The following is a 12,959-nucleotide window of genomic DNA, read 5'->3' as shown; positions in this document are numbered from 1 at the left end:
AAATTGGCTCTAATATCTAGCCTATCTAGCATTTTTTTGCATAACCTTGTTAATAAAGCAGTTGCAAAACCGTTTATCTCCCCTAAACAAAATATATCTTTCCTCCCAACAGCTAAAAGGTGGTTAGCACATTTAAACCAAGATTTATTACCCTTTTGGACAATGGAATCAGCTTTAGGTTACCCCATTGGGAATTTTCCATCAATTCGCTGTAATAATGGCGCTTTGTTAGACAGAAAAAATCCTTGTCCGGAAATCAAAACCTTCCGAAATTTTAATAGACTGATGCTACCTCGAACTTATGTTGTAGCACTTTCTCGCCAGACTTACGCCTATGGAGTTGCTTTTCACCTCACTGGTGAACCCAAATATTTAGAATATGCGCAAGCTGGAGTGAATTATCTACGCGCACAAGCATTTGATAGAAAAAATGGGGGAGTATATAGCTACCGGGATGATGAAAAAAACACCTGGGAACCAGCAGTAGAATATCGCAATCCCCAAGAACAAGCTTATGGTTTACTAGGACTCAGTTTTTATTATTATTTAACTCGCGATCCTGAAGTATTATCAGATATTTTAGCCGTCAAAAATTACATTTTTAATAATTACAATAATTCCCAGTTAGGTACATTTCAGTGGGTTTTAAAAAATGGCAACAATAGCACTGTTACAGACAAACATCTTTTAGCTGTGCTAGACCAACTCAACAGTTATATGGTTTTGCTCACACCTTTATTACCAGAACCAGAACAGAGTCAATGGAAGCAGGATATGGTAATGTTATCACAGATGATGCTATCTCATTTCTATTCTGCAAAAGATAATTTATTTTTTCTCAGAGCCGAAAATAAGTCTCTAGAGACAACAGATTGTGATTTTGGACATACTATTAAATCAATGTGGATGTTGCAGATGATTGGCTTAATAGTTGGCGATTCTCAACTAGAAAAATTTGCTGAAGAAAATGGCTTACTCGTCCTGGAAAGAGCATATTTGCAACAATCCGGTTCATGGGCGTCTCAAATAAATAAAGGAGGCGAAATCAATCATGATAAACAGTGGTGGATTTATGCTGAATTAGATCAGTTTGCTGCATCTCTAGCAGTAAAAAAACCTGCTGTTGCTAGCTATATTTCCCGAACATACAATTATTGGTTCAAATATTTTGTAGATAGCAAATATGCAGAAGTATGGAAAGGACTAGATGCAACTACTAATCAACCTAAACCTGATGATTTACCCAAAATGCGTCCTTGGAAGAATGCTTATCATTCTTTTGAACATGCTTTAGTAGGCTACATAACTACACAGCAAATTCACCATCACCCAATTGTGCTTTATTATCAGTTTAATCAGCTTCCTCAGCCTCAAAACATCCGTCCTTATTTTTATACAAGCACAATCAAAAAGCTAGAATCACTCCCTAATCAAATTTATAAAGTCACTTTCACGAATTACGAATTATGAATTCTTAAAGCATCTAACTGTTTCAACTGCTGTGACTGTTCTTCCAAACGAATCGAAAGACGCGCACAAACCAATTCACATATCTCAAAAATTAACGAATCGGTAATTTCATAAAACACACTCACCCCTTGGGGTTGACGCTTAATCATCCCTGCTTTGGTGAGAATTTGTAAATGCTTAGAAACATTCGCTTGTCCCAGTCCCGTAATTTTCATGATTTCTGTAACATTTTTGCTACCAGACCGCAAAGAACATAACACTTGCAATCTGCTAATTTCCGATAACACTTTAAAATAATCCGCAATTTGCCCTAGAGCAGCAGGTGAATTTTCTAACATCAAGATTCGCTAAGTTATATATACATTTATTATATTACTATATGGTAGTATAATCTATTTTCTGCAACAGAGGCGTGGCATCATTGGGGAATGTAATTCATTTACCTGAAAATCGCGCTCAAATTGTTCCACTATTAGTCTTTGGTTCTGGGAAAACAGAAGAAATCACAGCAAACAGGACGCGGAGATAAAAAAGTGCAAATTACTAAGCGCAATATCGAATTAAGAGTCAATGACAGTTTAATGCGTGTCTATGTAGCAGCGCCTAAACCAGCAGGACAGTATCCAGGTATTGTATTTTACAGTGATATTTATCAACTAGGTAGTCCCATCATTCGTTTGGCGAACTACTTAGCAGGATTTGGCTATGTAGTAGCAGCACCAGAAATTTTTCATCGCCTAGAGTTAATTGGTACGGTGATTGAACCCGATGATTTAGGAAGGATGCGGGGAAATGATGATGCAAGACGAACTGCGATCGCGGATTATGATGCTGATTGTCGCGCAGTAATTGAATGGCTCAAAACCGATAGTGCCGTTGCTCCTGGTAAAATTGGTACCCTTGGCTTTTGTATTGGCGGACATTTAGCTTTTCGCGCTGCATTTCAAAGCGAAATTAAAGCTGCTGTCTGCTGCTATCCTACAGGCATTCCCAGTGGTAAATTAGGTCAGGGCGTAGCCGATACAATTAATCGTTTTAATGAAATTAACGGCGAAATGCTTTTGGTGTTTGGGACTCTCGATCCGCACATCCCCGAACCAGATAGACATACCATAATTACAACCCTAGAAAATGCCAAAATCCCGCACAAAGTTCTGAATTACGAAGCAGAACATACATTTATGCGCGACGATGGTTATCGCTACGATGCGGTAGCTGCTACCTCAGCTTGGGCGGAAATTATCGCGTTTTTAGGAAATATGTTTGCCAAATGAGAAAAATTCACCGAATTTGACATTTTCTCAGGGTAATAGCAACTCACAGAAAACAACCAAAATAACCGAGAATAATTGAGTGCTATTCCACCCTTGAGGAGTAAATTTATCATGTCCGGTCTACTAAGAGCATTTGTTCCCAAACTTTTGCTGAGTATCACTTTAGCAATATTTTTAACTTTGACTACTAATTCCGCTTTTGCTGCTAGCTTGGGATTAAATAATGGTTATCTTAGTTCCTGTCCGGCTTCAGATAACTGTGTTGTCAGTCAAGATGCTGATGCTAAACACACTATTAAACCGATTGATTACCATGTAGATCGCAATGTTGCTAAAGAGACTTTACTTAAAGTACTCACCGTAGTTCCCCGTACCGAAGTTGTAGAACAAACAGAGAATTACATTCATGCTCTATCTAAAAGCCGCATCTTCAAATTTGTTGATGATGTCGAGTTTTATTTTCCCACGGATGAATCTGTAATTCACGTGCGATCGGCTTCGCGGGTGGGAGAGTCGGATCTCGGCGTTAATCGCAGGCGGATAGAGCAAATTCGTCTGGCTTTGCAAGATTTAAAGATTTAGATGATTCTCCCCGGAACTTCCCTGTAAAATCATCGCGAATGTTGACTGTTGACTGTTGACTATTAACATACATCACGATGTATCTATCTCGTTTCCAGCCTCTGGCTGGAAATGCGTATTGGGAGGCTCCGCCTCGTCTTCTGAATAAATTGAGGCAGAGCCTTAGGATCATCGCTCCCACGCAGAGCATGGGAGCCAGTTAGGATAAGGGTTTCACGTTAAGTTGACACCAATGGGTCACCCCGCCCCTACAATTTGGGATAATTTATTTTTGGAGTTGCCTAAATATCCTCAAAATCTTGAGTCTACTTCAGTAGACTTGGGCTATTAGCCTTGGAATTAATTCCAAGGTGGGCGACTAGCAAGCGAGCATAATTAATGAAAAAGCACTAGTCTCAGCGCCCCTATTTTATAGGAGTTGGAAGCTACTATGGATATTGCTCAGGGCGATCGCTATTTGTTAACTGCGCTCAAAAAGACTTCCCAGGTTTGCAGCCTTGGCGTTGTGTTAATAGGCTGTGTTGTGCTGCTAGGTTGGGTGTTTAATATTGCTGCTATCAAAAGTATATTACCTCAGTGGGTAACGATGAAAGCTAATGCCGCACTGGGCTTTGTGTTTGCCGGACTTGGGTTATATTTTTTACCATCAACAAATTCAGGTAAACGACGATTAGCTCAAGGTTGTGCTTTATTTGTTACCTTACTAGGACTGCTAAATCTTAGTCAGTATGCATTTGGCTGGAACCTGGGGATAGATCAACTGCTATTTACAGAGAAATCAACAGCGATCGCTACTTCTTATCCTGGAAGAATGGCTGCGGTGACAGCATTCAATTTTACCTTGATGGGTATAGCTTTGTGGCTGTTGCTGGGGAGAATTATTCCTTATCAACTGGTGCAAATATTAGCACTGGTTACCGCGTTAATTACCTTACAAGTAGTTATTGGTTACACTTACGGTGCTGAACTGATATTTGGATTAGCATTTTATACTTTTACTGCTCTACATACAGCGATCGCCTTTTTAATGCTCTCATTGGGTATATTATTTGCCGCACCTGAGCAAGGATGGATGAGTTTATTTATCAGCAATACCGCCGGGGGAATTACCGCTAGGGTGCTGATACCGGCGGCGGTGGCGATTCCCTTTATTCTGGGATGGTTGCAGTTGCTAGGAGAAAGAATTGGCTGGTTTGATGCGGCTTTTGGGCTTTCTGTTCACGTAACGGGAAATGTCGTGGCTTTTTTAGGCTTAACTTGGTACTGCGCCCAAAGATTAGCGCAGCTGGATCTCAAGCGTCAATTAGCCAAGTCAGCTTTGAGAGATAGCTATGCTCAACTAGAACAGCGAATAGAAGAACGCACGGCTGAATTATCCCAAAGTAATGCGGCTTTACGAAAATCTTTGCGGGAATTAGCAGATATTAAATTGGCTTTGGATGCATCTTCTATAGTGGCAATTACTGATGATAAAGGCATTATTAGCTACGTTAACAATAAATTTTGCCAACTTTCCCAATTTTCTCCAGCAGAATTAATTGGACAAAGCCATCGAATTATTAATTCTGGCTATCATCCCAAAAGCTTTTTTACCCAAATGTGGAGAACAATTTCCCAAGGAGAAGTTTGGCAAGGGGAAATTAAAAACCGCGCCAAGGATGGTAGTTTTTACTGGGTAGCGACAACTATTGTACCGTTTGTAGACGATCGCGGTAAGCCATATCAATATATTGCCATTCGCTCTGATATTACCAATCGCAAGCAAGCGGAAGCAGCTTTACAGGAAAGTGAAGAACGTTTCCGGCGGGCGATTTTAGACGCACCTTTGCCGATTATTCTCCATGCTGAAGATGGGCAAGTGTTACAAATTAATCATGCATGGACAGAAATTACCGGGTATCGTCCCGAAGAAATTCCCACCATTGGCGATTGGACAAAAAAAGCTTATGGCTTGCGTCAATCACAAATGCAGAATGCGATCGCCCGATTATATCAATTAACAGAACGCACTCCCCAAGGAGAACATTATGTAATAACTAATACCCGAGAAAAACGCCTGTGGGACTTTTATTCTGCTCCTCTGGGAAAATTGCGCGATCGCCGTAAGATGGTAATGACAATGGCTATTGATATTACCGAGCGCAAACAAGCCGAAGCCGATTTACAAAAATATCAAGATATCTTTCAATTTGCCGAACATGCCTTAGCAATTAGTAGAGAAACTGTAATTGAATTAGTTAATCCGGCTTTTGCGCGAATGCATGGTTATACAGTGTCAGAATTAATCGGAAAACCGATTTTAGAATTGTTTCCCCCTGAATCTCATGTACAGGCGCAGATGTTTATCCAACAGGTGAACGAAAGGGGACACCTGACTTATGAATCAAAACATCTTCGCAAAGATGGCTCAGTATTTCCAGTATTTATTGATATCACGGTTGTTAAAGATGAGTGGGGTAATATACTTTATCGCATTGTCAATGTATTAGATATTACCGAGCGGTATCAAGCTGAAGTTGCTCTGCGTGAAAGTGAAGCTCGCGCCAGAGCCAGAGCCGAAGAATTAGAAATATTTTTAGAAGCGATTCCCGTCGCCGTTTGGATTGCACACGATAGCGAATGTCATGTGATGACAAACAACCGCGCCGCCTATACCATGATGCGCAGACAGCCAGGGGGAATCATGACAGCTACACCTGCTTCTGGGGAATATCCCTTTGATTTCAAAATTCAAAAAAATGGTGTAGATATTCCTCCCCCAGAATTACCCATGCAGAAAGCAGCCAGAACCGGGGAAAGTGTAGAAGCTAACTTTGAATTTGTCTTTAATGATGGTGAAGTCAAGTTTCTCGATAGTCGCTCCGTGCCATTATTCGATGATGCAGGTAACGTGCGGGGCGTAATTGGCGCATTTTGGGATGTTAGCGAACTGCAAAGAGCCGAAGAAAGATTTCGCGCTACCTTTAATCAAGCCGCAGTGGGAATTGCCCATGTAGCATTGGATGGTAGGTGGCTGCGAGTCAACCAAAAACTCTGCGATATTGTCGGGTATTCCCATACAGAATTGCTCCAGAAAACCTTTCAGGAAATTACATATCCTGAAGATTTAGAAAATGATTTAGCTTATGCACAAAAGTTATTAGCGGGAGAAATTCAAACCTACTCAATGGAGAAACGTTATCTTCGTAAAGACGGTTCTTTGGTTTGGATTTACTTAACAGCCTCCTTAGTCAGACAACCTGGGGGAATTCCCGACTACTTTATTAGTGTCATTCAAGATATTAGCGCTCGCAAAGCCGCAGAATTAGCAGTCAAGCAACTCAATGAAACCTTAGAACAACGAGTAGAACAACGCACCGCCCAACTAGCAGAAGTCAACCAAGAATTAAAACGCTTTGCTTATAGCGTATCTCACGATTTGCGATCGCCCCTACGCGCCATTCGCGGTTTAATTGAAGCCTTAGTAGAAGATAATGGCGATGGTTTAGACGAACTCGGACATGAATATGCTCGCCACATTGCCGATTCTGCTCAACGCATGGATCGATTAATTCAAGACTTACTCGCCTACAGTCGCCTCAGCCAAACAGAAATTCAGTTGCAAATCGTTGATTTAACAACTCTCGTCTCAGAAATTCTCCAGCAATTAGAACCTGAACGCCAAGCCAAACAAGCCGAAATTACCGTAGCCCAGCCTTTACTCCTGGTAATTGCCCAGCGTACCATCTTAACTCAAGTCCTAATTAATTTATTGACAAATTCATTAAAATATGTAGCGCTAGGTGTAAAACCACAAATAGAAGTTTGGGCAGAAAACCGCCAAGATTGGGTTCGCCTCTGGATTGCAGACAACGGTATTGGCATTGAACCCGAATTTCAAGAACGAATTTTTGGCGTATTTGAACGGCTACATAGCTCAGATACCTATTCAGGTACGGGAGTAGGACTTGCGATCGTCCAAAAGGGTATTGAACGACTAGGCGGGCGCGTCGGCGTTGAGTCCGAGCTAGGAAAAGGTAGCCGTTTTTGGGTAGAACTACGACAGGGATAATTCGTAATTCGTAATTCGTAATTCGTAATTTACAGCATATTTCAGGTAAATGAGATACGCGCTTCGGGGCATGGCAGTGCCAATGCCCCTACAATCAACGATTATCTGTACCTCACCAACTTGCAATTCGCTGTATACCCAAATTACAAATGACAAATGACAATTGTACAGACAAGGGTTATCGCATCTCTGAGCAATGACCAAACTTTAGACAGAAGTGTGTGACTGTTAAATCTAGTATTGTGTTACAGGCGTAAAATTATCGCCACTCCAGAACAAAATCATTGAGCAATCAACAGTCAACAACTATGAGTAATACTCAGCAGAATTTGCTGCTGCTAGTAGAAGATGAGCCAGGAAATATATTATTAATTAAACGGGCAATGAGTAAGCTGAAACTCAATATTCAAATTCAAGCAGTTGAAGATGGAGAAAAAGCCGTAAACTATCTGAAAAAATCTCCTTTACCTCAGTTAATTTTGACAGATATTAAAATGCCGCGCATGAATGGGATAGAATTACTTGCCTGGATTAAACAACAACCAGAATTTTCGCAACTACCTGTGATTATGTTCAGCAGTTCTGGAGAAATTGAAGATATTAACCAAGCAACTGCCTTAGGAGCCAGTTCCTATATTGTTAGACCAGGATCTTTTGCTGAGTTAGTAGAAGTGATGCAACAAATTACCTCATACTTTAATCGGGCGGTGTAGGTGGTTCACCCAGGACGCCTAGCTATTTGATTAAGCCACTCAATTAAAGGTCTTAAGGTTCCTGGTAATGCAGCTTCGCTCACTGTGACTGTATGCTGCTTACCTTGGTCTTCTACTGTCAATTTATATTGAAAGCGATCGCTCTGGGGATTAGGTGAAGTAATTTTTTCTGGTAAATTAAACAAACCCGCCGCTTCTACCAGTCTAGGTAGTTCTTGGGCTTCGTTGGCTGGGAGAGTCGCTGTATCAACGGTTGTTTTCTTGCTAATTCCCGCAAAGCCACCTGTGCGTTCAAAGGAGATCCGCATTGTTTCCTCTCCGTTGTCCTATCTAGGGGAAAATAAAAAAACTGGAAGATTTTAACTGTCATCTTCCAGTGTAACAACAAAGGACAACTTAGTATAAATGCTGAATGCTAAATGATGAGTGATGAAAACTTCAGCATTTCTAAGACTTACGCAGTGTCAGATATTTTTCATGCTTTTTGTCAATGGTCAATAGTCCATAGTCCAAAAATCTGAATTTTGACCATTGACTTTTGACTTTTGACAACCCTTGTGAAGGTTTTTGTGTTCAGCGCGTAAGTCCTAATTTCTAACCATTGACTATTTGATTACACCTACCTTTTGCCAAGCATTCTGTACAGCTTTTTGTTCCTGACTATTATTACCGTACAGTTCGCCAGCTACTTTAATTGTAGTGTTGGCGGCTGTTTTAAAATTAGCATTAGCACGCAGGCGATCGCGCAAAGTAATATACCAAATTTTCCCAGCTTTTTCCCAAGCATAGCCGCCAATCTCCACAGCCGCTAGATAAAAAGCATGGTTAGGAATACCCGAATTAATATGTACTCCGGCGTTATCTTCCGTACCAGTATATTTATCTTTCATATATGCTGGTTGGGGATCTTTACCCAAAACTGGATCGTCGTATGCGGTTCCTGGTGCTTTCAGGGAACGAATACCCACCCCTTTGACTGCTGGTGCTAAAAGTCCTTCGCCAATAATCCAGTCGGCGGCTTCTGCTGTTTGATTTTTACTTTTTTGCTTAACTAAAGCACCAAATACATCAGAAAACGACTCATTCAGCGCCCCTGATTCAGCGTAATACTGTAAACCAGCTTCATATTGAGTCACACCATGAGTTAATTCATGGGCAATCACATCTATCGATTTAGTGAAGCGTTGGAATAATTCACCATCACCATCACCATAAACCATTTGGTCGCCATTCCAAAAAGCATTATCATATTTAATGCCGTAATGGACTGTAGAATCTAAACGCAGCCCTTTGTCATCAATAGAATTGCGATCGAATATCTCATAAAACATATCATAGGTTGCACCAGCATAGTCATAAGCTTCATTTACAGCTTCATCAGTGCTTGGTGGATCACCTTCACCCCGTACTAATTTACCTGGTAAATTTTCTGAAAATTGAGCATCATAAATAGTGCGACGCTTAACACCTGGGGATGGCGCAAAGGAAACAGCACCTACTATATTTCTTCTACCGCGCAATTGTGCAGAAACATTTAATGTTTGAAAAGCCCAACTACGCTGTTCTGGGTTACCATTTACGGCAACATTTTCCAGCATATGCGGGGGAATAATACAACATATAGGGCATCTAGAGTAGCCTGGATGTTTACAGTTAAAACCAGTTGATTTCTTCTTATTTCGAGCCATCCGAGATATTCTCCTTCTTTTACTAACTGATGGCAGACAAAGGAACAAAAAAATTAATGTCAGTTGCTTGTCCCTATTTTTTTAATTCCGAAAACTTTCTACTTTATTTTTTAGGATAGTTCTGTTGAGAAGGGACGGGTAGCATCGCCAGATATTTTAATGTTAGGACATGACATAAAAACACAAGAAAAAATCAGATTCCGCAAATTTCCGCCAAAATCTTGAATCTTATCATGCACCACCTCCTTGACAACCCAACGGCTTTATATAATAAGTCTTGTTATCAGAAAATGTGTAATTTATTACTTATTTGTTACTTAAAGGGCAGAAGGTAGGGGGACAAGGGGGACAAGGGGGACTAATGACTAAAATGCGATCGCAAAACATTGTAATTTTACCGTAGGGGCACGGCACCGATAAAATTTCGGTGGGAACGAAAGACTGCCGATGCCGTGCCCCTACAATGCATCTAGTTTAGCAATATAATATACTGGTTATTCATGATTATTACTTAAGATAATTGGGATGGCATACAACCCCAAAAAACATCATCGCCGTTCTATTCGTTTACCAAAATATGACTATACCCAAATCGGAGCTTATTTCACAACGATTTGTACCTATAAAAAGCAATGTTGGTTTGGTGATGTCATGAATGGGGAAATGCAACATAATCAATTGGGGATAATTGTTTATACCTTTTGGCAGGCGCTTCCGCGTCGGTTTTCTCACATCGAATTAGATGCTTTTGTCGTTATGCCAAATCATGTGCATGGTATTCTCATCATCACCGATGCCGGGGCACGGCAACCAACAGCAGAACAATTTGGTAAACCTGTTCCTGGTTCTATTCCTACAATTATTCGTGCTTTTAAATCAGCTGTTACCAAACGAATAAACCTAATGCGAAAAACGCCATATCCTCCTATTTGGCAACGCAATTATTACGAAAGCATTATCCGGCAAGATGGATTGGATAATGTACGCCAATATATTCTCAATAATCCTTTTGCATGGGCAGAGGACGAAGAAAACCCTTTGCATCACCCACAAGAACAACTAGATTTAGATGTATATTTTTGAACGCACATTATCTATAAAATTAGCAAATAATTTTCCCTGTAGGGGCACGGCACAGATAAAATATCGGATTTACCGAAAGTCTGTCGATGCCGTGCCCCCGATCATTATTAATATGCAATAGGTCGTAGGGGCACGGCACAGATAAAATATCGGATTTACCGAAAATCTGTGGATGCCGTGCCCCTACTTAGGGTTTCTACTGCAAACAAACTTATAAAGGGTGCTACTTTTAGCTAAAAAATCGAGTCAAACTTATAAATAATCGACTCAAACTTATAAAGACTTATACTTTTAGCTAAAAAATCAAGTCAAACTTATAAATGATTGACTCAAACTAATAAAGACTTATACTTTTAGCTAAAAAATCAAGTCAAACTTATGAATCATCGACTCAAACTTATAAAAGTTGCTGTTTTTAGCTATAACCAAAACCCCCTCCCCCAGGGGTTTCTATCACAAAAACATCACCAGCTTCCATCTCAACAGTAGCGGTGCTATCTAACTCCTGTTGCGTTCCATCTTGACGCTGTATCCAGTTGCGTCCAATTTTTCCCGGTTCCCCACCATCTAAGCCAAAGGGAGAAATACGGCGATGATTAGAAAGAATATTCGCTGTCATCGGTTCTAAAAACTTGATGCGACGAATCACGCCATTACCACCGGAATACTTTCCTTTACCACCGCTATCAGGACGCAGACTAAAGCTTTCTACTAATACAGGATAGCGGGTTTCTAAAACTTCTGGGTCAGTTAGGCGAGAGTTTGTCATATGGGTGTGAACTGCGTCAGTACCATGAAAGTTAACGCCTGCACCAGAACCACCGCAGATGGTTTCATAATATTGATAGCGTTGATTGCCAAAGGTAAAATTATTCATGGTTCCTTGGGAAGCTGCGATCGCACTTAAGGCACCATATAAAGCATCAACAATAGTCTGGGATGTCTCTACATTACCCGCTACTACTGCTGCTGGGTAGGTAGGATTGAGCATACAACCTTCAGGCACAATAATTTCTAAAGGTTTTAAACACCCAGCATTTAGGGGAATACTATCATCAACTAAAGTCCGAAAAACATATAAAACTGCGGCTTGAGTAACCGCTTTGGGTGCATTAAAGTTACTGTTTAATTGGGCAGATGTGCCAGTGAAATCAATAATTGCACTGCGATTTGCTTGGTTAATTGTGACTTTAACTTGAATTTTAGCGCCGCTATCCATTTCATAGATAAATTCCCCATCTTTGAGGACAGAAATTGCCATTCTTACTGCCTCTTCTGCATTATTTTGGACAAATTTCATGTAAGCTTGTACGGTTTCTAATTTATATTGCTCAACCATCTTGCGGAGTTCTTGTACTCCCCGTTCGTTAGCGGCAATTTGAGCTTGAAAATCAGCAATATTTTGGTCGGGATTACGCGCTGGATAGGGATGATTGGCTAAAATTTCTCTGACTGCGGTTTCGCGAAAATTACCTTCTTCAACTAATAAAAAATTATCAAATAAAATACCTTCTTCTTCTACTGTGGTACTATGGGGAGGCATCGAACCGGGAGTAATTCCGCCAATATCTGCTTGATGTCCACGCGAAGCGACGTAGAAAATAATTTGCTTTGCTGCTGCATCAAAAACTGGAGTAATTGCTGTGACATCAGGTAGGTGAGTTCCGCCGTTATAGGGATTATTTGATAAATAGACGTTTCCCGGTTTAATATTATTACTTTTATCATTAATTAAACTGCGGACGCTTTCACTCATTGAGCCTAAATGTACAGGTATGTGAGGAGCATTAGCTACTAATAATCCCGATTCATCAAAGATAGCGCAGGAAAAATCTAAGCGTTCTTTGATATTCACTGATGCTGCTGTATTTTGCAGCACAATTCCCATTTGTTCCGCGATAAATTGATATAGGTTTTTAAATATTTCTAAACGTACTGGATCGGGTTGAGATATGGGTTGCATTTTAGTTCCTAGTTATTGAAATCAGAGAACCACATCTGTTGTAGGGAACACCGACAATCTTTTGGTACATACAATAATTTTACTGGTGCCGTGCCCCTACAGCTTTTTTGTTATTGTTAGGTACAATTGGTTTAG

10 protein-coding genes are annotated in these 12,959 nt (G+C 40.5%); 6 read left to right on the top strand and 4 right to left on the bottom strand.

Annotated features, from left to right (window positions below; all coding sequences use genetic code 11):
• Nucleotides 1-36: 36 nt before the first annotated feature.
• Nucleotides 37-1,470: an AGE family epimerase/isomerase gene (locus tag AACW45_RS18695; RefSeq protein ID WP_190628381.1), complete on the top strand. Its 1,434-nt coding sequence runs from the start codon at nt 37-39 to the stop codon at nt 1,468-1,470.
• Here the strand turns inward: AACW45_RS18695 and AACW45_RS18690 are convergent.
• Nucleotides 1,458-1,808 (bottom strand): ArsR/SmtB family transcription factor, encoded by a 351-nt coding sequence (locus AACW45_RS18690; RefSeq protein ID WP_190628379.1) that lies wholly within the window; start codon nt 1,806-1,808, stop codon nt 1,458-1,460. The genes AACW45_RS18695 and AACW45_RS18690 overlap by 13 nt on opposite strands.
• 195 nt (nt 1,809-2,003) lie before the next feature.
• On the opposite strand from AACW45_RS18690, the gene AACW45_RS18685 reads away from it, so the two are divergent.
• The 4 genes from AACW45_RS18685 to AACW45_RS18670 all read left to right on the top strand — a co-directional run bounded on the left by AACW45_RS18685 (nt 2,004) and on the right by AACW45_RS18670 (nt 8,090).
• Complete coding sequence (locus AACW45_RS18685) at nt 2,004-2,744, top strand: dienelactone hydrolase family protein (protein ID WP_190628378.1); 741 nt, start codon at nt 2,004-2,006, stop codon at nt 2,742-2,744.
• Nucleotides 2,745-2,855: 111 nt separating this feature from the next.
• Nucleotides 2,856-3,326 carry a DUF1499 domain-containing protein gene (locus AACW45_RS18680; protein WP_190628376.1) on the top strand — a complete coding sequence of 157 codons (471 nt, stop codon included), beginning with the start codon at nt 2,856-2,858 and terminating at the stop codon, nt 3,324-3,326.
• Between the two features lie 430 nt (nt 3,327-3,756).
• The gene (locus AACW45_RS18675; RefSeq protein ID WP_190628374.1) at nt 3,757-7,377 is read left to right on the top strand and encodes a PAS domain S-box protein; all 3,621 of its coding nucleotides are present in this window, start codon (nt 3,757-3,759) and stop codon (nt 7,375-7,377) included.
• Between the two features lie 308 nt (nt 7,378-7,685).
• Complete coding sequence (locus AACW45_RS18670) at nt 7,686-8,090, top strand: response regulator (RefSeq protein WP_190628372.1); 405 nt, start codon at nt 7,686-7,688, stop codon at nt 8,088-8,090.
• Between the two features lie 5 nt (nt 8,091-8,095).
• On the opposite strand, the gene AACW45_RS18665 is transcribed toward AACW45_RS18670, so the two are convergent.
• Entirely contained in the window at nt 8,096-8,398 is a 303-nt protein-coding gene (locus AACW45_RS18665) for a protealysin inhibitor emfourin (RefSeq protein ID WP_190628370.1), read from the bottom strand.
• Between the two features lie 297 nt (nt 8,399-8,695).
• On the bottom strand, nt 8,696-9,778 hold the full coding sequence (locus AACW45_RS18660) for a M4 family metallopeptidase (RefSeq protein ID WP_190628368.1): 1,083 nt from the start codon (nt 9,776-9,778) through the stop codon (nt 8,696-8,698).
• A gap of 525 nt (nt 9,779-10,303) precedes the next feature.
• Here AACW45_RS18660 and AACW45_RS18655 point away from each other — a divergent pair.
• Complete coding sequence (locus AACW45_RS18655; protein ID WP_190628366.1) at nt 10,304-10,861, top strand: transposase; 558 nt, start codon at nt 10,304-10,306, stop codon at nt 10,859-10,861.
• A gap of 415 nt (nt 10,862-11,276) precedes the next feature.
• Here AACW45_RS18655 and AACW45_RS18650 read toward each other — a convergent pair whose 3' ends face one another.
• Nucleotides 11,277-12,824 (bottom strand): hydantoinase B/oxoprolinase family protein, encoded by a 1,548-nt coding sequence (locus AACW45_RS18650; protein WP_190628363.1) that lies wholly within the window; start codon nt 12,822-12,824, stop codon nt 11,277-11,279.
• Between the last annotated feature and the right edge of the window lie 135 nt (nt 12,825-12,959).

Origin of the sequence: Calothrix sp. FACHB-168, assembly GCF_963889195.1 — a bacterium.
GTDB lineage: Bacteria > Cyanobacteriota > Cyanobacteriia > Cyanobacteriales > Nostocaceae > Aulosira > Aulosira anomala_A.
Note: the sequence above shows the minus strand (reverse complement) of the source record. Positions and strands in the feature narration are given on the sequence as shown.